We start from the raw sequence: 19,999 nt of genomic DNA on the forward strand, positions 1-19,999 counted from the left end.
CCCCGAAGGCCGCCAGCGCCTCGCAGATGGCCGCGCCGATCCCGCCCGCGCCCCCTGCCACCAGCGCCACCTTCCCGCTCAAATCGTACAGTTTGCGATAGTCGTCAAGTGAGGACATGTTCATCTCCTGGTTCGTATTCTGCGCAGCGCGCCATGGGGTTTCCAATAATCGATAATCGATTATCCGAGAGGCATTATACCACGGTTCGCGCCGCGTGTCAAGGCGCTTGACCGATCGCAGTGCGCGTAGGCAGGTTCCCATCCTGCCCCTGCCCCCGGCGGCTGTGGAAAGCCGCCCTACGTGTCTACTGGCAGTGCGTAGGGCAGGTTTCCATACCTGCCCCTGCCCCCGGCGGCTACAGAAAGCCGCCCTACGTGTCTACCGGCAGTGCGTAGGGCAGGTTTCCATACCTGCCCCTACCCCGCACGGCACGACGCCCGCTTGCGCGCACGCCCGTCGTCGCCTATAATCCCTCCACATTCGGCCATCGGCAAGATTCGCGGTCATGCACGGGAGGCAGCCGTGTCCGCCCAACAAGAGCCGACTTCCGGCAGCGGCATCGCCTGGCACTTGCGCAAGATTCTGGACCTGGCCGACCGCATCTCGCGTGCCTACCACACGCGCAAGTATCGCACGTGGGAGCGGACGGTGGGCCACGCTGCGCCCGCCGACGACGGGGGCAAGCGCGGCTTTATCCTCATCCAGATTGACGCCCTGTCCCACGCGCACCTCCTGCAAGCCATGGAGCGGGGCTACGCGCCCTTCCTGTCCAGCCTCGTGCAGAGCGGCGCCGCCAGACTGGCCCGCTGGCGCTGCGGTCAACCCACCACCACCCCCGCCGTCCAGGCGGGCATCCTCTACGGCGACAACTACGACATCCCCGCCTTCCGCTGGTACGAAAAAGAGCGCCATGCTTCTGTCGGCTGCAAGTCGCCCGGGTTCATGGCCGAGTTGCAACAGAGAATCGCCGCCTCGCGCCCGGGAATCCTGCAAGGTGGCTCTAGTTATGTCAATATGTTTGACGGCGGCGCTACCCTGTCTCTGCTCACCCTCGGCTCCATCGGCCGCCACCGATTCTTTGAGAACATGCGCGGCGTCGGGTTCCTCGTGCTCCTCGCCCTCAGCCCCTGGCGCATCGCCATCATCCTGGGCCGTGCGGCGTGGGAATACCTACTCCATTTCGCGCGACAGGTGCGCGCCCTCTTCTATCCAAGCCTGCGCCGTTCCTACGCGCACCCGTCGCCCTTCCTGAAGGTCGCCAACGACGTCATCTTCCGCGAGATTCAGACCTTCGCCGCCTTGCTGGATGTCTATCGCGGCGTGCCGTCTATCGCCACCAACTACAACTCCTACGACGACGTAGCCCACCATTACGGGGCCGACAGCACCCAGGCGTTTCGCACCCTGCGCGCCATTGACCGACAAATCCAACGCATTGACCGGATGCGCAGGCGCTACACGCGCCGCCAGTACGACCTCTACGTCCTGTCGGATCATGGCATGACCCCTTCCGTCCCGTTCCAGCATCTGTACGGCCAAACCATTGGCCAGTGGATCCGCGAGCATGTCCAACAGCCCGTGCTCCTGGATGAGGCGGCGTCGGGCGACGACCTAGCCGCGCTCCGCATGCGCTTCCTGCTGGACGAACTCAAGGGCGTGGAAGCGAGACTCGGCAGGAGGCAAAGCGCCCTCCTGCGCCGCCTTCGCCACTTCTTGCACAGGCGGATTCCCGCCAGCGTGGACCCCTCCGATTGGAATTTGCAGCGCATCAGCGACATTGTCGTGCGCAACTCCGGGCCTGCGGCGCACGTGTACTTCAACGTCGCGCCCCGCAAGTTACGGCTGGGCGAGATCGCCCTCCTCTACCCTGACCTCTTATCGGCCCTCCTGGAGCACCCGGGCATCGGCATCATTCTCGCGTCGGAGGCCGACTGCGCCGTGGCGCTGGGCAAACGCGGACAGACGCTGCTCACCCCGCGCGGCGCCGAGGTAGAGGGAGAGAATCCGCTGGCCCTCGCCGACGAACCCGACATCGCGGCAGAGCAACTCCGCGAACTGGCCGCGTTCCCCCACAGCGGCGACCTCATCCTGTTCGGCGGCTGGCACAGGCCCGGCGTCCTCGTCTCGTTTGAAGACCAGGTCAGCACCCACGGGGGCGTCGGCGGTCCGCAGGACTATCCCTTCATCCTGTACCCCGCCCAATACCGCATCCCCACCGAAACCATCACCAATGCCCGCCAACTCTACCCCTTCTTCGCCGACCTGTACTTGAATCAGAAGGAGCCGCTCCCTCTCCAAACAACAGGAGACCGCTCGGCGGTGAGCGGTCTCCCATCTGCGAAAGGAGATGTCGCTTAGGTGCGCGTTACGGACGGCACAGCACCTGCCCCACGTAGATGCAGTTCGGGTTCGTCAGGTTGTTCCGCACCATGATGGCGTACACCGTCGTGCCCCAGCGGATGGCCAGCGAGTACAGCGTGTCGCCGCGCTGCACCACGTAGCACTGTCCGGGTGGCGGCGGGGTTACCGTGCACGGCACCCGCAACCGCTGCCCTGCATAGATGTTGAAGCAGCAGGTGGAGATGCCGTTGATGCTCGCCAGGTACCAGATGGTCGTGCCGTAGCGCCGCGCGATGGAGTACAGCGTGTCGCCGCGCTGCACCACGTACCAGCAGTCCTGCGGCGGCGGTGGCGGCGGCGTTACGCCCGGGATGCACAGTACCTGCCCCACGCGGATGAGGCTCGGGTTCGCGATGCCGTTGGCGGCGGCGATGGCCTGCACCGTCGTGCCGAAGCGCCGCGCGATGGAGTACAGCGTGTCGCCCCAGCGCACGGTGTAGTAGAACGCGCACGGGCCGGGGGGCACTGGCGTCGCCGTCGGGCCAGGGGTCGCGGTGGGTCCCGGCGTAGCCGTTGGGCCAGGCGTGGCCGTCGGACCGGGCGTCCGCGTCGGCGTGGCCGTCGGCGCGGGCGTGTTCGTCGGGCCACCCGTAACCGTGATGGTGGCGTTCTGCGTGGACGCCGGAATCGGCTGCGTCAGGTTGTCCAGCAGCGACACCGACGTGAAGATCACGCTCGCCGACCCGCCGCTCACCCCCTGGAACACGATGCGCGCCAGGGTACCGGTCCCCGAAACGGGCGAGGCCGGCGCCAGCAGCGTCATCGCGTAGATGATGGTGCCCGAGGCGTTATCCGCCGAGTTCACCGCCACGAACCCGTCGGCGGGGTTCGGGAAGGTCCCCGGCTGGATCTGCACGCCCGTCTGGTAGGCCAGCGCGTCCTGCACCTGGAGCCGCGTGGGGTCAAAACTGAGCCTGACCTCCACGCCGAACAGCCCCGTTACGTTCTGAATTTGCACGTCCAGGGTAACGGTGCCACCGACGGGTACGCTTGAGGCGCTTGGGATCAGCGCCACCGTTGCGCCATCCGCCCGTGCGACGTCGCTCCCCGCGAACGGTGTCCCCAACCCCACCAGGATGGTAACCGCTGCCACGACGAGAGAAACGATGCGCCGGGCCAGTGGCACTTTCTCTCTTCCGTTCATGTGTCATTCCTCCTTATACCAACTAGTGTCCTTTTGACAATCTTGGTGAGGACGGGGGATAGGCCCGGCCTCCGGGGTGGGCCTTGGGGCTTGGTCCTGCGCCCCAGGCCCACCCTTTCGCACAAGGTTACTGAATCCGCAGCAACTTGATGTCGGGGTCAGCGCCGATACCGCGGATCGGCCCCAGCCACAGGGACCCGTCCTGAGCCTTCACGTCCAGCGCCACGGCCTGCGCCGTCAGCAACTGCACGTTGCCGAAGCGGAGCATGGTCGGCCCGGACTTCACGCCCTTGAACGTGATTCGCGCCAGCACGGCATTGCCCTGGAGCGCCGGAGTCGGATCCAGCAAGGTGGCGGCGAAGCGGATCACGCCGGCGGACGTGTCCACGGAGTTCAGCGCCACAAACGCGCCGCTCCCCGCGAACACCTCGCCCACGCCGATCTGCACGCCATCCTTGTTCACATCCGCGTCCAGCACGCTCAGCGCCGCCGGGTCGTAGCGAATCTCCAACTCGCCCGCGTACAGGTCGGCCACGCTGCTCGCGACGACCTCAACCGTCGTCTCGGAACCTGCGGGCACGATGCGGAACGAAGGCGAGAAGCCCAGTTTGGCCTGGCCGCGTGCAGCCGCCGAGACAGCCGCCACCGTGCCCCAGTCGGTCGGGCCGGTGCGGTTGTAGTTCGCGCCCACCAGCACCAGGTCAATCAGGTTGCAGGTGCCATCGCCGTTGATGTCGGCACGAGAGTCCGCCGGCGGCGTGGAGCCGTACATCGCACCCACGATGACCAGGTCCACGATGTTGATGGTGCCATCGTTGTTGGCGTCGCCGCCCAGCAGCATCGTGCTGCCAATGTCCACCGACCCAGAGGCCGGCACGACGACGCCGGTCTTGCGGGCCGACAGGTAGCCCGGCTTGCTCGCAGTTACGGTGTAGGTCCCAGCAGGCACGCCGGCGATGGTGAAGGTGCCGCCGCTGCCGGTGCTAACCGGAGGCAGTGCGCCCGCCGCCACGGACGTGCCGCTATGATCCGTCCGCGACTGCAGCGACACCTGGCCGCTGATGGAGCCGGTCGTGATCACCACTTCCAGCGACCCGCCCTGCGTCGTGCTGCACATCTGCTCGCCGTAGCGGTCCACGAGCATGCCCAGGGTGAACGCCACGTTCGCGGTGCCGGTGGCGAGACCCATGAAGTGGATCGTCGCTACCACGCCGCTGCCGCTCACCGGAGGCGCCGGGTTCTGGAGCGTGAAGGTGTAGCGTATCACGCCGGTCCCATTGTCGGCCGAGTTGTTCTGCGTGTACCCGCTGCCGGCGGGCAGGAACGGCCCAGGCGTGATCTGGATGCCGGGCGTCGCCGGGTCGTCGTCCACCACCTGCACGCGGGTGTAGTCAAACGACAGTTGCAGGTCCACCCCGTACAGGTTGGAGACGTTCTCCACCCGGATGTCCACACCCACCGTCTGGCCCACGCCCACCGTCTGCGTTGTCGGCGACAGGTGGATCAGCGCGCAGGTCGTTACCAGGATGTAATCGATCTTGGTCTCGGCGTCCACGCCGCACGGCCCGGAGACCGTCAGCGTTACGGTGTAGACGCCCGGGGTGTTGTACACGTGCGACGGGTTCTGCTCACTAGACGTTCCACCGTCGCCGAAGTCCCACGACCAGGATGTGATGTTGCCCACCGACAGGTCCGTGAAGTTCACGGTCAGCGGAGCCTGCCCTTGCGTGGGCGTGGCGCTGAAGTCGGCCTGCGGCGGCTCGCACGCGGTGGTCGTGTTGATGTAGATGTCCTTCGGGTCCGTCGGATCGTACCAGAACATCACCCTGTACTCCGGCATCTGCGCCGCCAGCGGAGTCGGCAGGTACTGCGTGCACGCAAAGTTCTCACGCAGGTTGTACCACCACCAGTCGGTGGTCATCAGGTACTTCTCGCCGGCGGGGAACAGAAGTTCGGTGTACTTGTCGGGCGAAGTCCGATACTCGGTGAGCATCCAGAGTTGCGGAATCTGCACGCCGTCAAACAGGTAGATTTCCTTCAGTTCGCCGTAGAACTGCGGCTCGCGGGCCTCGTCCACGATGGAGATGCGCAGAGGCGGCCGCTGCGTGAGCACGTTGCCGATGCAGTTCGGATCTGCCCACAGCATGTACGCGGGGTTGCCCAGCGTCAACTCCGTGCGGTTGGGCGGGATGATCTGCGGGTTCGGGTTGTTCCAGGTCTCCGGCATGCTGAGGATATCTTCCCGCACGGTGTGCAGGTAGTTGAACGGCGGCATCACCGAAATCACGTTGCCGATTCCGTAGCCCTGCAGGATTTGGCTGTCCTCGTAGTTCGTGAAGTCCTCGGGCTTCGGAACAGGCGTGCGGATGGTGATGTACTTGAACTCAAACCGATCCTCGTTCGGATACTGGTAGGGGTTGGGCACGGTCATCAGAGCCACCACGTTGTACTCGTGCCCGTCCACGAAGAACCGCTTGAGGTACCACGGGTCGCCCGCCACCAGGTCGTGCCCACCCGCGCCATCGTCAATGGCCGAGCGACTCGCGCCCAGCGCGCGACCGATGATGAGGTTGACGGTCTCGGTGGCCGAGTTGATCTGGTCCACGTACACGAACCACGCGCCGTTGAGGCTACCCAGGTTCGTGCCGCCGGCCAGGATGCGCCGATAGCCGTTGCGGTCCACGATGGCCATGTCGCCGGGCCGCAGCGTTACAGGCGAGCCAGGCACCAGGTCAGGGTGCTTGCTGTTGTTGGCCTGCATCCCGCCGCCCGTGTACCACAGCGTCAGGTCCGCCGAGGTCGCGGGCACGGCGATGTTCGCCAGGCTCACCATGTGATCCAGCAACTGGGCGCTCTGGCCGCGCTGCAGATGGACCGCCCTGGCGAAGATGACCAACTCATCGCCGGTCAGCGCAGTACCATCGGTATCCAGGTAGTCAATCGCGCCGTTGCCGTTGAAGTCCGCACCGATGCTGGTAACCTGTTGCAGCGTGTACTCCGAGTGGATCGTAACCGCGTCCTCCAGCCCGTCAAAGTCGGCGTCAAAGGTAGTCAGGCCGTAGCCCGCCGAGGGCAGTTGCCCGCTCGGGATGGAGCCGCCCACAGGCGCAGGGAGTTCGTCCTCGCCCGTCGCGATGGGGAAGGCGAAGACGCTCTTGCCCGGCTGCCCAGCGCTGGGCTGGTCGTTCATGTCCAGGTACATGTAGGTGAATTCCTGCATGACCGCCGGGAACGTCATCACCTCGGTCGGGGTGATCACAGGCGCACCGGTTCCCGCGATGGTGGCCCGCACGATCTTGTCCACGTAGGAAGGCTCATACCACATGCGGGCGAACACCTTCTCACCTGCATTCCCTTCGCGGATAGAGATCTGCCGGTACAGGTCCACCAGCGGCTCGCCACCGTTCTGGTACTCGTTCATGTAGGCCGGGTTGAGGGTTACGAAGTCCTTGCGCGGCGCCTGCGCGTGGTCCGGGTCAAACGGCGCCAGCGGGTCCGTGTACGGCAGCACTTCCACCGGGTAGTTGGCCAGCCGGTCCATGTAGGCCGTTACATCGCCCGCGCCCTTGTTGCCCAGGATGCCGTCGGGCCACGTCCAGTCCTGAATCTGGCCGAGCACAGGCTCGCCGTAAATCCAGTCGCCGTAGATGCGCAGGCCCTCGGTGTTCTTGTACTTCTTGCCGCCCACCGCCGGGTCAAACCAGAACATGATGGGTACCGGCGGCTCGGCCGTGCCCAACAAGTCGGCCCAGTCGGGCGCGGTGCGCAGCCAGTAGCGGCGCTCGGACTGGTAGTTGAAGAACACGCTCTTCAGCAGGTACAGGTCGGGATTGCCCTGCCCCGTGATGGCCTCGCGGACATCGGGGAACACCAGTTCCGTGTACCACCACGGCACAGTCATGAACTGTCGCGTGCTCCAGAACTGGCCGCCGTCCTCTACTCGCTCCGAGTACAGTTCGCGCAGCATGCCCAGGAACTGCGGGTTCTTGTCTTCTTCCACGTAGTAGAGGCTGGTCTCGCGCGCGTCGGTGTACGGGCTATTGGGGCCGTAGCCCACGTAGGGCAGGGTCTTGTTCTTCTGGAGAATCGGCGGAACCGGCCCTACCAGCCGCCCGACAGACTGCACGCTGATTTCCCACCGCTGCTGCACCGGATCCCAGATGTCGTATTCGCTGAACTTCTGGATGGCGTTGATGTCCTGGATATAGTAGTGCTCGTAGTTGTACGGCGGCAGGACAGGCAGGTTATCGCCAACCAGATAGGGCTGGAGTTCCACCGAGTGCTGCGAGATGCGAACCGGCACCTTCGGGATGGGCGTGCGGATGGTGATGAACTGGAACTGCGTTACGTCGGGCACGAAGTTGTAGGGGTCGTAGGCTGGGTCAATGAAACCATCGTTGTCCACGTCCAGGTCCGGGACCGGCCCGAACGGCTCACCGGGCGTAACGCCACCGTTCCGGGTCATGATCGCCACCACGTTGTACTCGTGGCCATCCACGTAGAAACGCTTCAGGAACCACGGGTCGCCCGGGCGGCGGTCTTCGCGGTACATCCCGTCTTCCATGGCGCTGTGCGTAGCGCCCACGGCGCGCCCCACGATGAGAATCGCCTGGTTTTCGTCGCGGTCCACGCCCTGGAGATACACAAACCACGGCCCGGTCGGGAAGCGGGTCATGTTTGTGCCGGGGCCGCCGTTACGGACGGCGCGGATCAACTGCGCAGGCCCTTGCGAGCCGGCCAGCACCATGTCGCCGATCTGCAACGTTACCGACGGGAAGGGCCGCGGCGTCAGGTCGCCGGTGTAGTAGATGCCCAACTGCACCCCATTGTCCGACACCTGCTCCACCATGGCCAGGTGGTCCAGGAACTGAACGCCCTTGCCCCGCTCCACCGGCATCGCGCCCAGCCGTAGCACGGCCAGTTCGTTGCCGTTCAACTCGGTGGCGTCGCGGTCCAGACGGCTGATGAGGCCATCGCCGTCAAAATCCGCCGCGATGCTGGTCAGCGCGTACAGCGAGCGCTCGCTCTCCACGTGGACGATGTCGGGCACGCCATCAAAGTCGCCGTCAAGGCTGGTGAGCCCATACCCGAACTGCGCGTTGGCCGAGGTCATGTCCACAGCGCCGCTGGCCGTGAACAGATCCTCGTACTTCATGCCCACGGGGAACACGAAGGACGTACCCACGTTGCCCCAGGTCGGGAGTGGCGGAGGCTCGGCGGTCAGTTGCTTGCCCTCCATCAGCAGGTAGGTGAACTCCTGCATCAGGGCCGGATACCAGATATCGGTAACCGGCATGGTGGGCTCAAACTCCCACCGCGGTTCGGAGATGTCCAGGACGCCGTTGCCGTTCAGGTCTTTGTCCCAGTGCTCCGGCTCGTACCACATCCGGAACCACACCTTCTCCGAGGCATTGATGGGGGTCAGGATCTTCTGGTACAGCCCCTTGGCCCAGTTTTCGTCGCGGGTGGCGCCTTCGTACATCCATGCGGGGTTGAAGGTAACCAGGTCGCGACTAGGGGCTTGCACGCCTTCGGGGTCAAACACGGAAACGGGGTCCGTGTACGGCGGATCCTCTGGATTGGTGTCCAGAACGGGATCATCCGCCAGTGGGTTGCCTGCCCGGGGGTCGCCTTCTATGGGCAGGTTCACGCGGCTCCACCCGGTCCCGTAGATGCGCAGGGTGTGGGCCACACCGTTCTGCGCCGTGGGGCCAGATGGAGGCGCTTGCGGCGGCGCTGCGGTAGCCGGCGCCACGCCTGAGGGGACGACCGCCAACAGCATGGACAGGATCACAAGCACAGCCACAATGTTGGCGATCCTTTGGACGATGAATCTCGCTTGCATTTTGCTGCCTCCCTATTGATTTACTGGCGGTGTGAGAACACCTTTGACGGTTACACGCTAGACCCGACGGAAACATTCACCAGGCGACAAGCAACAAGGTACAAAACGACCCTGCACGCCATCGTCAGGACGTGTGCACAACACGTGCCAAAGGAGGAGTCCCCTCTACTCTTGACATATTATACCACATTTTATGTCGCGTTTCAAGCCCCCTGCGACAATTGACTTGTGATTCGTATGGCTCTACCCACGCAACCGGAAACCGGCCCACCCCCGCGATGCCCAACGGCGCGGAAAGGGGGTTCTGCCACCCTTCGGTCTGCAAGTTCCGTGCCACTCCCGCCCCCTTGCTCCCCCTCTCCCCCTGGGAGAGGGTCAGGGTGAGGGCGCCGCTCCCGTCCGCGGGGGTGAACTCCCGCGCTACCCGCGCAAAGCCCCTCCGGGGCTACCCCCCAGCCCGCAGGGCTTTGCCCCCTCAGCCCGATGCTTTAGCGTCGGGCGAACACATGCGCAGGCACACCTCACCCCCTGCCTTCGGCTTCCCCCTCTCCGCCAGCGGAGAGGGGGAATGAGGGGGTGAGGTCGGCATGCCCGCACGGGGGTGAACCCCCGCGCTACCCGCGCAAAGCCCCTCCGGGGCTACCCCCAGCCCGCAGGGCTTTGCCCCCTCAGCCCGATGCTTTAGCGTCGGGCGAACACATCCGCCGTTCCCTCTCCCCCTGGGAGAGGGACAGGGTGAGGGCATAATGGCCACACCGCCCCTGGGGATTTCTACGCAGCGGCGGGGCTATCCCCAACCCCGCCGCGCAGATGGCCTCCTATGGGCATAACGCACGAACTTGCGTTCGGGTGCGCGCCTCACAGCCCCACACCATCTATCGCCGCGCCGCAATACTCACACTGCCCATCCCGCACGTGCCGCTCCCGCACCGAGAACCCGAATCGCCCGATCACCAGTCGGCCGCAGTTCCAGCAGTACGTATTCTCCTCCCGCGCGCCCAGCACGTTGCCGATGTACACGTACCTCAGGCCCACCTCCTTGCCGATGGCCCACGCCCGCTCCAGCGTCTGCACCGGCGTGCTGCCCCGGTCCAGCATCTTGTACATCGGGTGGAAGCGGCTCAAATGCCACGGCGTCTCCACGCCCAACTCCTGCGCAATGAACGACGCCAGTTCGCGCAATTCCCCGGGGTCGTCGTTGAGGCCCGGAATCACCAGCGTGGTGATCTCCACCCATATCCCCTGCTGCTTCATCAGGCGCAGCGAATCCAGCACCGGCTGCAACCGTGCGCTGCACTGCTGGCGGTAGAACTCGTCGCGGAACGCCTTCAGGTCCACGTTCGCGGCGTCCAGGTACGGGTAGAACGCCTCCAGCATCTCCGCCGTCATGTAGCCGTTGGTTACGTAGTTGTTCGCCAGTCCCTCCTGGTGCGCCAGCACGGCGATGTCCCGGGAGTACTCAAAGAAGATCGTCGGCTCGGTGTACGTGTAGGAGATACTCCGGCAGCCCGTGGCCAGCGCGTCCTCCACGATATCCTCGGGCGGGACATGTCGCCCCACGATGCGGCCCTGGTCGCGAGGCATCTGCGAGATGTCCGCGTTCTGGCAGAAGCGACACCGGAAGTTACACCCCACCGTCGCCACGGAGTACGAGGTGGTGCCAGGGTAGAAATGAAACAACGGCTTCTTCTCTATGGGATCCACGGCCTGCGAAATGGGGCGGGCATACACGAGCGAGTACAGCGCCCCTTGCTGATTTTGCCGCACGCCGCAGATGCCCACCTCGCCCTCGCGAATGGAACAGCGGTGCGCGCACAGGTGGCACCGAACGCGCCCGCCTTCTAGCCTCTCATAAAGCCAGGCCTCTTTCATCGGACTCACCTCCTAAGCGCGAATTGCCACTCGCAGCCCTCGTCAGTCCTGCGGAAGGACACCATTTCCGCGCGGATGCCCCGCGCGTGAAAGAACGCCGCCAGCAGTCCCACCACCACGCAGGGCGGGACCGCGTCGGGCTGGGCCGCCCGTAGCCGATCCACCACCCCCAGGCACAGGCACGCCCGAAACTCGCAGGTCAGCGCGTCGCCCGACCGAGAGAACCCGCACCCCTCCACAATCCCCTGCGCCCGCAGCCAGTCGCCGAAAGCGCCGATGATCTCGCCCATGCCGCCCAGCAGTTCAGGGCTGGGAAGATCCAGCCCGTCGGCCAGGCTCCGCCCGTCGGGCGATTCAAACGCGGCCACGATGGCCCGCGCCAACTCGGCTTGCGTCAACGGCGGCTTGCCCTGCGTCGCCAGAGCGTACAGCACGAAGCCCACCAGGTTCCCACGCCTGTCCTGCCCCCGCGCCCTCATAGCCACCTCCCGCTCTTGCATTCTTGACAAAAGCACCAGACCTGCGTATTATACCCCATAGGGGTATCTCCGCGAGAACCCATTGCGATCCGACCGATGGGAGGTATCAGATGGACACCAACGATCCTGGCGCTCTGTCGCCGGAAGCATTGCGCGAAGAATTGGAGAAGGCGCAACGCGCGCTAGAGGACCTGGAGGAAGAGCGCCTCATGACCATGGGCCAGACCGGAGTCCACATCGGCGCCAGAGAACTCAACCGTTTGACCTCCTCGTTCGCACGCGACGAAGCGCGACTACGGGCCCGCATCCGAGAACTCACCGCCCTCCTGGAGGGGAGCCGATGAACACCGAGCAGCGAATTCGCGAACTGCAGCAACGGCTAGACGATTTGCGGGCGCGCCTGCCCAAACATTCCGTCCCCGCGGCCATGATTCTGGAACTGGAAACGCTGGAAGAGGAACTTGCGGATCTGCAAGCCCAATCCCACGCAGATTCTAGCACGTCCCAGCCGCCTGCGCAACCGCGCCCGGCGAACGCGGCGTTGACCGAGCCCCAGCCGCGCTGACAATCCCTTGGCGCAGGTGTGCGTGGGGGGCGAAAGGCGCGCGAGGAGGGTTTGTCGGGCCACGGTCAGGCAAGGGGCCGGTATGGAAACCCGCCCTACGCTCCATGCGTTTCATTACTACGGCGCATCGGTCTAACCAATTTCCACCGAATCGTGCACACTACCATGCCCTGACGAGCGTTGACGCAGATGGGCATGTGCCGTATAATCAACGGCGAGAAGGCTGGCGGGATTGGTTTGCCGGAGCGCGTATCGCCTGCGGGCAGCCATGGGTGGAAGCCTTCCGCAGCGTTTAGTGCGAGAGGAGGCAGTGCCATGCGTTTCAAGGTCGTGCTGGAAACCAGCGACGAAGGCGGCTACACGGCATACGTACCCTCGCTCCCTGGCTGCATCAGCGAAGGGGAGACGCTAGAGGAAGCTCTGAAGAATATCCAGGAAGCGATTGAACTGTATCTGGAGCCGGTGGAGGACGATTGGATCGCCTTGGCCCCAGAGACGGCGGTGGTGCGGGAGATTGAACTTTGACCAAAGTACCCAGCCTTTCGTACCACCAGATCATTCGCGCTTTGCAGAGGGATGGCTGGACGGTCGTGCGGCAACGTGGCAGCCACATCCGCTTGCAGAAGCGACTTGGCGACGAGGTGCTGAAAATCATAGTGCCGGCACATCGTCCGGTCAAACGATCCACACTGGCTCATATCCTGAAACAAGCGCGCTTGAGCGTGGACGACTTCTTGAAGTTGCTGTGAACCCCTTGTTGAGGCGCGATGCCGGCCCCAACGCGCAAGGGTTCTTGCAGACCCTCGTTCCCCGCAAATGAAACGGCACCGTCCATTCCGGCCCCGCCGCGAACCGCGCACAGTCGCAAAGACGATTCAGCCCCACCGGGATCGCGCGCCACAGCCCGGGGCCACCGTCTAGGGCAATTCCAGCCCGTGGGCCTCAAGCAGCGCCTGGTCGCGCAGAAGGTCGGCGGTCGAGCCGTCGGCCACCACCCGACCCCTGTCCAGGATCACCATCCGCGGGAACAGGTCTCGCACCATGAGCAAGTCGTGCGTGCTCACGATCATCGTCTGGGTCATGCTATCCAGCAGCCGTATCAGCATGCGCCGTCCGCGGGGATCCAGCCCGGCTGTCGGCTCATCCAGCACCAGCACCGACGGCTCCATCGCCAGCACGGTGGCCAGCGCGATGCGCTTCTTCTCGCCCGCGCTCAGACGGTGGGGAACCCTATCCGCGTAGCTCTCCATCCCCACGGCAGCCAGGGCGCGGCTCACCCGTCGCCGCACCTCGCCCTCGGGTAGCCCCATGTACACCGGACCGTAGGCCACATCCTCAAACACCGTCGGCGAGAACAACTGGTCGTCGGGATCCTGGAACACCAGGCCCACCAGGGCGCGGACTCTCTTCACATGCTCGCCGGCCACAGGAAGCCCAGCCACCCGCACCCGCCCATCCTCGCTCGCCAGGATGCCGTTCAGGTGCAGGATGAGCGTGGACTTGCCCGCGCCGTTGGGCCCCACGATAGCCACCCGCTCCCCCGGATACACCTTCAGGCTCACACCGTTCAGGGCCTGCTGGCCGTCTGGATACCGAAACGAGAGATTGTCCACCTCAATCAGCGGCGCGCGCTCCAATGTACCCTCCTACCCGAACAGGATTCCCAGAACAGCCAGGAACGCCAGGATCGCCATGCTGCCCGCCAGAATCCCGTACTGAGAAGCCGAGAGCCGTCCCGTCGGGAGCGTGCGAACCTCCCCGTCGTACCCCCGCGCCAGCATGGCCTGATACACCCGTTCGCTGCGCTCGTAGCCGCGGACGAACAGATTGCCCACCATGCCGCCGGTAACGCGGGCGCGCCAGGCCAGCGTGCCGCCGCTTTTCGGCCCGATGTCGGCGCTGCGGGCATCCCGCGCAATCCGCAGCCGATTCACCTCGTGCACGAACAGGAACATGTACCGCCACATCAGCCCAAACACCGCCACCAGCAGCCGCGGAACCCGCAACGCCCGCATGGCCGCAAGAAGCTCGGTGAAGCGGGTCGTCGCCGTCAGCAGGATGGCGAACTGCACCGACAGGTAGGACTTGACCAGCACCGACAGGAAACGTTCCAGCCCGGGCACGCTCGCGTCCAGCGCCAGCGGCCCCAGGCGCAGGGAGCCCAGCGGTGCGCCGGGCGTGGAAAAGACCAGCGGCAGCGCCGCCAGCGCGAACGGCGCCGCGATCAGGCCCCGCGTGAGCGTGAACCCGACGCCCAACCGCGCCGCAACCGCCAGGGCGAGGATCGCCGCCAGCAGCAGGACATACGATGGCCACGCGCCCAAAGGCAGCGCCGCCGTAACGAGGATGCTCGCTACGGCGACGACAACCTTCACGCGCGGGTCGGCCCCATGCACCAGGCTCGCCCGAGGACGATAGGGATCCAGAATATCCGGCATCTGCTCTCCAAACTGCGCTTACTGCTGCATGGCCCGATGACGCACTCCCTGCGCCACCAGGTAGGCCGCCGCGGCAACCACCAGCGCGCCCAACACGCCCGCAACGATGGTAGCCACGGCCTCATTCGCGATGCCCGGGAAGACGTAGTCCGGGATGATGTTGTACAACGGCTCGCGGGCCGCCTCCAAAAAGCCCTGCTGCTCGGCCACCCACTCCAGCCCATCGGGGTACGCCGACGCCAGCGGCGACAGCACCGCCAGCACCATGGCCAGCGCCACGCCGCCGATCCAAAGCGCCTTCTGTCCTGCGGTGGCCTTTGCCGCCGGCGCCACCAGGTCAGGGCGCGCCGCCAGCACGAAGACCAGCGCGCCGGCTGTGATCAGCCCCTCGCCGATCCCGATGAGGGCGTGAATCCCGCCCATGGCCGGCACCGACACGTTCGCCGGCGACGTGCCCGAAGCCGCCAACTGCAACGCGCACATCAGCGCCGCGATGACGATGGACAGCCACGCCGCCACAAACCCGCTCACCGGCAAGGCCCAGCGCCGATTGCCGAAGGCCCGAAGGAGCAACTGGTACGCGCCGTATCCTACCAGCACCCCCACAATCGCCATGTTGAACAGGTTCGCGCCCAGCACCAGGATGCCCCCATCTTGGAACAGCAGCGCCTGGATGCTCACCACCGATGTCATGACGACCATCGCGGCCCACGGCCCCAACAGCGCCGCCGCCAACGTCGCGCCCAGGAGATGCCCCGAAGTACCGCCCGTTACGGTGAAATTCAGCATCTGGCCGGCAAAAATCACCGCCGCCAAGACCGCCAGCAGCGGAACCTTCCGCTCGTCCAACTCACGGCTCACCCGCCGCAACGCGTACCCGATCACAATGATGGACACGACCCAGAACAGAATGGACACGGGAACCGAGAGGAAGCCGTCGGGGATGTGCATCGGCTGGGAACCACCGGAAGGCCCGTGGCCCCCCGCAATGCGCCCGAGGGCCAATACAGAGGAAACCACCGCGTTGCCTGACATCGTCTCATCTCCTTGCTGGAATATTGCGACCGCGCGATGCTTTGCGACAGGTCTACGCCTCGTCCGTATGCGCCTCCCCATGGGCGCGCGCCTGGCAGGCAGGGCAGATGCCGAAGAAGGCGAAATGCTCGGTGCGTGGCAGATACCCCAACGTCTCGCGCAAATACTGCCGCACCGGCTCCAGGAGCGAATCGGGGAGCGTCAGCCGCTCGCCGCACTCCAGGCAAACCAGGTGGTGGTGCGGATGCTCGGCGATGTACTCGTATTCATGGCAGTCGCCGCCCAGGTCGGTCTCGGCCACCAGCCCCGCAGCCTTGAGCCACTGCAGGTTGCGGTACACGGTGGGCACCGAAAGCGTGGGATAGGTGGCGGCCAGTTCGTCCAGAATCTGCTGGATCGTCATGTGGCATCCCGCGCCCTTGATGACCTCCAGGATGGCGAGGCGCTGGGGCGTGAGGCGATACCCCTGACTCTGCAACTGGTGCGCGACCTGCATGTGGTGAGACATGGTTTGCTCCTGTAAGCATTTGCATCTGGAAGCATTATACACAGCGCACGAGGCCCTGTCAAATTCTCCCCTCGCCCCGCCGCGCGGGGAGAGAAGGGGGAACGGGGGATGTGAGGGGTAACCCCTGCGCGCGCCAGGGTTTCACCGCCGAGGACGCCGGAGGCGCGGAGGGTCACGGATTGGCCCGCGTGTCCGCCGGTAGGGGCGACCCGCGGGTCGCCCCTACGTGGTGCGTCCACGCCCCCCGCCCGTGCGCACGCCACCCCCTTCTCGCCCCGCCCCGCGGCAACAGCACACGTAGGGCGGCTTTCCATAGCCGCCCGCCCGTCCCCTCGCCCCGCCGCGCGGGGAGAGGGCTAGGGTGAGGGGTGCACCGAAAGGGCTGCCCTTTGACAGAAATCCGACTTTATGATAGGATTTGCCCTGCGAATATGACCAAAGTCATAGTCGGCACTGCTCGCATCAGATAGAATACAGTTGGCAGAAGCGGCGCGCTCGGCATGGCGCAGCAGTCATCGTTCTCGTCCAAGCGCGCCGCCCCACTGCCACGAATTCTCGCTAGGGAAGTGAAGCATGCAGAACGAAATCATCTACATGGATAATGCAGCGACGACACGGGTGGACCCGGCCGTCGTGGAAGCCATGTTGCCCTTCTTCACCGAAAAGTACGCGGTGGCATCGTCGCAGTTCAGCCACTCGCCCGGCATAGAGGTGCGCGAGGCGCTGGATGCCGCCCGCGCTACCATCGCCCAGGCCCTGGGCGCGGCCAAGCCCGAAGAGGTCATCTTCACCTCGGGCGAGACCGAGTCCAACAACTGGGCGCTCAAGGGCATGGCGCGCGCCTTCCGTGGCAAGAAGAACCACCTCATCATCTCCAAGATTGAGTCGCGGTCCGTGCTGGATACCGCGCAAGCGCTTGAAAAAGAGGGCGTGCGCGTTACCTATCTGGACGTGGACGGCGAGGGGTTCGTGAACCTGGAGCAGTTGCGCGCCAGCATCACCGACGACACGTTCCTGGTGTCCATCCAGCACGCCAACGAAGAGGTGGGCACCATCCAGGACATTGACGCCATTGCCGCCATCGTCAAGGAGCGGGGCGTGGCGTTCCACACCGACGCCTCGCAGACCTTCACCAAGGTCCCGCTGAACCTCGCCGAGACGCCCGCCGACCTGGTAACCATCACGGCGCACCTGATTCACGGGCCCAAGGGCATCGGCGCGCTGTACGTCCGCGAGGGCACGCCCATCGCCAAGTGGATGCACGGCGGGTTCATGGAGTTCAACTTGCGCGGCGGCGTGGAGAACGTGCCGGGCGCCGTGGGCTTCGCCAAGGCCGTGGAGATGACCAGCGCCACCCAGGTGGAATACATCTCCAGCCTGCGCGACCGCCTGATTGACGGCATCATGGCGCGCATCCCCAAGGCCGAACTCAACGGGCCGCGCCACCGCCGCCTCCCGGGCAACGTCAACATCTCGTTCCACTACGCCGAGGGCGAATCCACCCTCCTGCACCTGGATATGATGGGCATCGCGGTGGTAACCGGTTCGGCCTGCTTCAGCCGCTCGCTGGAGCCGAGTTACGTGCTGATGGCCATGGGCAAGACCCACGAACTGGCCCACGGCTCCATCCGCTACTCGCTGAGCCGCTACAACACCGCCGAGGAAGTGGACCGCGTCATTGACGCCACGGCGGAGGTCATAGAGACTTTGCGTCGCATCAGCCCACTGGGGAAAGATGAGAAATAGACAACAGCCATTAGCCTCTAGCCCCTAGCCTCTAGCCCTTCGCTAAAGGCTAACGGCCAAAGGCTAAAGGCTATAGGCTAAAGGCCAAACGCAAGGAGGAACTTATGCCAATCCCATACAGCGAAAAAGTCATTGAGCATTTCAAGAACCCGCGCAACGTGGGCCGCATGGAGGACTACGACGCGAAGGCCACCGAGGGCAGCCCCGCCTGCGGGGACATGGTAACCCTGTACCTGAAGGTGGACGAGGAGACCAAGACCATCAAGGACATCAAGTTTGAGTCCTACGGGTGCGCGTCCAACATCGCCACCGGCTCCATCATCACCGAACTGGCCAAGGGCAAGACGCTGGACGAGGCGCGCAAAATCAACTGGAAGGCCGCTGCCGAGGAACTGGGCGGGCTTCCTGCGGTCAAGGTGCACTGTTCGGTGCTGGCCGTGGACACCCTGCGCGCCGCCATCCGCAACTACGAGGAGAAGCACGGCCTGGTGGAAGACCGCGAGCCTACAACCGTGGAGATCGTAGAGAAGCGGCTCCGCCACGTGATGAACCCCCTCACCGGCCTGGACATCGTCAAGACCCACGTGGTCAAGAAGGTGGATGTGGGCAACGGCGTAGTTACCGTCTGGGTGGACCTGACCCGCGATCACCAGTTCGCCAACAACATTGAGCAGGAGATCCGCGAGCGCCTGGAGCCCCTGTGGGACGTGGCCGAGGTGCACGTGATCTTCAACGACGACGAGCAAGAGTAGTCGCGGCGTTGGCCGCATTGGAGGTGCGTATGGCGCACATTGTTGTGGATGTAAAGGGCGAGACCTGCCCGATTCCGCTTATTGAGACGCGCAAGGCCCTGCGCAAAGCCGCCGAAGGGGATGTGGTGGAAGTCGTCGGCACCCACCAGGCCTCCAAGCGCGAGATCCCCATGGCGGTCAAGAACCTGGGCCTGCAACTGCTGGACATCACCGACGCGGATGACGGGACCTGGCGAATCCGCATCCGCAAGTAGGCCGAAAGGAGGCCAACCATGGCCGACAAGGCAACCATCATCGTCCACAGTGGCGATTACGATAAGATTTACAGCGCGCTGATTATCGGGACGGGGGCGCTTTCCATGGGGATGGAAGCGTCCCTGTATTTTACCTTCTGGGGACTCCAACGCCTGAAGAAGGACGGGCTGGAGGGAGGCCCGCTGTCCAAGATGCACATGCTCGGCCTGGGCAAGTGGATGATCCGCCGCCGCATGCAGAAGGCCAACGTGGCCAAACTGGAGAAACTCATGCGGGAGTTCCGCGACCTGGGCGGCAAGGTCATTGCCTGCGAGATGACCATGGAGATCATGGGCGTGGGCAAGGAGGACCTGCGCGAGGACTGGATTGACGAGTACGGCGCGGTGGGGGCCTACGTCCAGGAGGCGAAGGACTCCAAGATCACGCTGTTCATCTAGCGGACAGCGATCAGCCGTCGGCCGCGGGGCGTTCGCGTCCCCTCGCCCCGCACCGCGGGGAGAGGGTTAGGGTGAGGGGTCCAATCCCCTCGCCCCGCACCGCGCGCCCCTCTTACATTATGTCAACTTGCAAAAATGCGCAACCTGTGCTAAAATAACAATACGCACGGGACAAACAGAAAACCGACGAGCACCGATCGCTCATCACGAACGAGGGAGTTTGCATGCTAGCCATGCCGACTAGCAAACGGGTTTGGTTACGCTCCGTACCCATCCTTTTGCCCTGTGCGCATGACCCGCGAACAACCGAGCACGAGGACATGGGGTAGGCCCGGAAAGCCCCCCCCTTCCCCGTGCTCTTTCTATTATCGCTCTCTGGCACCGAGACGAACCAGCCGTCAGGCTGCGAACCCAAAACCAACGGGGGCCATCCTGCGCCCTGCCTGAGGCATCCCTAACCAGGCCCCCGCAGGCCATCCGTCGGGCAATTCGGGATGGGCAAATCCCGTGAACGTTCATGGC

At 64.8% G+C, this 19,999-nt stretch carries 18 protein-coding genes; 9 read left to right on the forward strand and 9 right to left on the reverse strand.

The annotated features are described in order from the left end of the window. The coding region (locus tag H5T65_05825) for a 3-oxoacyl-ACP reductase (protein ID MBC7258745.1) at positions 1-118 on the reverse strand (118 nt) is incomplete at its 3' end. A 405-nt stretch (positions 119-523) separates the two neighbouring features. Here H5T65_05825 and H5T65_05830 point away from each other — a divergent pair. After that, positions 524-2,359 (forward strand): alkaline phosphatase family protein, encoded by a 1,836-nt coding sequence (locus tag H5T65_05830; protein MBC7258746.1) that lies wholly within the window; start codon positions 524-526, stop codon positions 2,357-2,359. 7 nt (positions 2,360-2,366) lie between these two features. On the opposite strand, the gene H5T65_05835 is transcribed toward H5T65_05830, so the two are convergent. The 4 genes from H5T65_05835 to H5T65_05850 all read right to left on the reverse strand — a co-directional run bounded on the left by H5T65_05835 (position 2,367) and on the right by H5T65_05850 (position 11,741). Beyond that, positions 2,367-3,545, reverse strand: a complete 1,179-nt coding sequence (locus tag H5T65_05835) for a LysM peptidoglycan-binding domain-containing protein (protein MBC7258747.1) — start codon at positions 3,543-3,545, stop codon at positions 2,367-2,369. 127 nt (positions 3,546-3,672) lie between these two features. Then, positions 3,673-9,390: a PKD domain-containing protein gene (locus tag H5T65_05840; GenBank protein MBC7258748.1), complete on the reverse strand. Its 5,718-nt coding sequence runs from the start codon at positions 9,388-9,390 to the stop codon at positions 3,673-3,675. An 858-nt stretch (positions 9,391-10,248) separates the two neighbouring features. After that, positions 10,249-11,262, reverse strand: a complete 1,014-nt coding sequence (gene amrS / locus H5T65_05845; protein ID MBC7258749.1) for an AmmeMemoRadiSam system radical SAM enzyme — start codon at positions 11,260-11,262, stop codon at positions 10,249-10,251. A gap of 5 nt (positions 11,263-11,267) precedes the next feature. Then, the gene (locus H5T65_05850; GenBank protein MBC7258750.1) at positions 11,268-11,741 is read right to left on the reverse strand and encodes a hypothetical protein; all 474 of its coding nucleotides are present in this window, start codon (positions 11,739-11,741) and stop codon (positions 11,268-11,270) included. Between the two features lie 110 nt (positions 11,742-11,851). On the opposite strand from H5T65_05850, the gene H5T65_05855 reads away from it, so the two are divergent. From H5T65_05855 to H5T65_05870, 4 genes are all read left to right on the forward strand, one after another. Then, on the forward strand, positions 11,852-12,085 hold the full coding sequence (locus tag H5T65_05855) for a hypothetical protein (protein MBC7258751.1): 234 nt from the start codon (positions 11,852-11,854) through the stop codon (positions 12,083-12,085). After that, positions 12,082-12,306, forward strand: a complete 225-nt coding sequence (locus tag H5T65_05860; protein MBC7258752.1) for a hypothetical protein — start codon at positions 12,082-12,084, stop codon at positions 12,304-12,306. The genes H5T65_05855 and H5T65_05860 overlap by 4 nt, the downstream gene beginning before the upstream one ends. 315 nt (positions 12,307-12,621) lie before the next feature. Beyond that, complete coding sequence (locus H5T65_05865) at positions 12,622-12,831, forward strand: type II toxin-antitoxin system HicB family antitoxin (GenBank protein ID MBC7258753.1); 210 nt, start codon at positions 12,622-12,624, stop codon at positions 12,829-12,831. Beyond that, positions 12,828-13,055, forward strand: a complete 228-nt coding sequence (locus H5T65_05870) for a type II toxin-antitoxin system HicA family toxin (protein ID MBC7258754.1) — start codon at positions 12,828-12,830, stop codon at positions 13,053-13,055. The genes H5T65_05865 and H5T65_05870 overlap by 4 nt, the downstream gene beginning before the upstream one ends. A 168-nt stretch (positions 13,056-13,223) precedes the next feature. Here H5T65_05870 and H5T65_05875 read toward each other — a convergent pair whose 3' ends face one another. The 4 genes from H5T65_05875 to H5T65_05890 form a co-directional block, all read right to left on the reverse strand. Next, positions 13,224-13,928 (reverse strand): ABC transporter ATP-binding protein, encoded by a 705-nt coding sequence (locus H5T65_05875; GenBank protein ID MBC7258755.1) that lies wholly within the window; start codon positions 13,926-13,928, stop codon positions 13,224-13,226. A gap of 24 nt (positions 13,929-13,952) precedes the next feature. Next, positions 13,953-14,744: a cobalt ECF transporter T component CbiQ gene (cbiQ, locus tag H5T65_05880; GenBank protein ID MBC7258756.1), complete on the reverse strand. Its 792-nt coding sequence runs from the start codon at positions 14,742-14,744 to the stop codon at positions 13,953-13,955. An 18-nt stretch (positions 14,745-14,762) separates the two neighbouring features. Continuing rightward, positions 14,763-15,695, reverse strand: coding sequence for an energy-coupling factor ABC transporter permease (locus H5T65_05885; protein MBC7258757.1), 933 nt, complete (start codon positions 15,693-15,695; stop codon positions 14,763-14,765). Positions 15,696-15,831: 136 nt separating this feature from the next. Next, positions 15,832-16,287 (reverse strand): transcriptional repressor, encoded by a 456-nt coding sequence (locus tag H5T65_05890; GenBank protein ID MBC7258758.1) that lies wholly within the window; start codon positions 16,285-16,287, stop codon positions 15,832-15,834. Positions 16,288-16,860: 573 nt separating this feature from the next. Between H5T65_05890 and H5T65_05895 the strand changes: the two genes are divergently transcribed. The 4 genes from H5T65_05895 (at position 16,861) to H5T65_05910 (ending at position 19,477) form a co-directional block, all read left to right on the forward strand. After that, positions 16,861-18,033: a cysteine desulfurase gene (locus tag H5T65_05895; protein MBC7258759.1), complete on the forward strand. Its 1,173-nt coding sequence runs from the start codon at positions 16,861-16,863 to the stop codon at positions 18,031-18,033. 104 nt (positions 18,034-18,137) lie between these two features. Next, positions 18,138-18,785 carry an iron-sulfur cluster assembly scaffold protein gene (locus H5T65_05900; GenBank protein MBC7258760.1) on the forward strand — a complete coding sequence of 216 codons (648 nt, stop codon included), beginning with the start codon at positions 18,138-18,140 and terminating at the stop codon, positions 18,783-18,785. 29 nt (positions 18,786-18,814) lie between these two features. Continuing rightward, positions 18,815-19,039 (forward strand): sulfurtransferase TusA family protein, encoded by a 225-nt coding sequence (locus H5T65_05905; GenBank protein ID MBC7258761.1) that lies wholly within the window; start codon positions 18,815-18,817, stop codon positions 19,037-19,039. Between the two features lie 18 nt (positions 19,040-19,057). Beyond that, a complete protein-coding gene (locus tag H5T65_05910) occupies positions 19,058-19,477 on the forward strand; it encodes a DsrE/DsrF/DrsH-like family protein (GenBank protein ID MBC7258762.1) in 420 nt (139 codons plus the stop codon). The last annotated feature ends 522 nt before the right edge of the window (positions 19,478-19,999 follow it).

The sequence above is a fragment of the Chloroflexota bacterium genome, from assembly GCA_014360805.1.
GTDB lineage: Bacteria > Chloroflexota > Anaerolineae > DTLA01 > DTLA01 > DTLA01.

What these genes read in the sequence shown, in the direction of transcription:
- H5T65_05835 (MBC7258747.1), bottom strand. Translation starts at nt 3,545, where the DNA reads ATGAACGGAAGAGAGAAAGTGCCACTGGCCCGGCGCATCGTTTCTCTC.
- H5T65_05840 (MBC7258748.1), bottom strand. Translation starts at nt 9,390, where the DNA reads ATGCAAGCGAGATTCATCGTCCAAAGGATCGCCAACATTGTGGCTGTG.
- amrS (MBC7258749.1), bottom strand. Translation starts at nt 11,262, where the DNA reads ATGAAAGAGGCCTGGCTTTATGAGAGGCTAGAAGGCGGGCGCGTTCGG.
- H5T65_05850 (MBC7258750.1), bottom strand. Translation starts at nt 11,741, where the DNA reads ATGAGGGCGCGGGGGCAGGACAGGCGTGGGAACCTGGTGGGCTTCGTG.
- H5T65_05855 (MBC7258751.1), top strand. Translation starts at nt 11,852, where the DNA reads ATGGACACCAACGATCCTGGCGCTCTGTCGCCGGAAGCATTGCGCGAA.
- H5T65_05860 (MBC7258752.1), top strand. Translation starts at nt 12,082, where the DNA reads ATGAACACCGAGCAGCGAATTCGCGAACTGCAGCAACGGCTAGACGAT.
- H5T65_05865 (MBC7258753.1), top strand. Translation starts at nt 12,622, where the DNA reads ATGCGTTTCAAGGTCGTGCTGGAAACCAGCGACGAAGGCGGCTACACG.
- cbiQ (MBC7258756.1), bottom strand. Translation starts at nt 14,744, where the DNA reads ATGCCGGATATTCTGGATCCCTATCGTCCTCGGGCGAGCCTGGTGCAT.
- H5T65_05885 (MBC7258757.1), bottom strand. Translation starts at nt 15,695, where the DNA reads ATGCACATCCCCGACGGCTTCCTCTCGGTTCCCGTGTCCATTCTGTTC.
- H5T65_05890 (MBC7258758.1), bottom strand. Translation starts at nt 16,287, where the DNA reads ATGTCTCACCACATGCAGGTCGCGCACCAGTTGCAGAGTCAGGGGTAT.
- H5T65_05895 (MBC7258759.1), top strand. Translation starts at nt 16,861, where the DNA reads ATGCAGAACGAAATCATCTACATGGATAATGCAGCGACGACACGGGTG.
- H5T65_05900 (MBC7258760.1), top strand. Translation starts at nt 18,138, where the DNA reads ATGCCAATCCCATACAGCGAAAAAGTCATTGAGCATTTCAAGAACCCG.
- H5T65_05905 (MBC7258761.1), top strand. Translation starts at nt 18,815, where the DNA reads ATGGCGCACATTGTTGTGGATGTAAAGGGCGAGACCTGCCCGATTCCG.
- H5T65_05910 (MBC7258762.1), top strand. Translation starts at nt 19,058, where the DNA reads ATGGCCGACAAGGCAACCATCATCGTCCACAGTGGCGATTACGATAAG.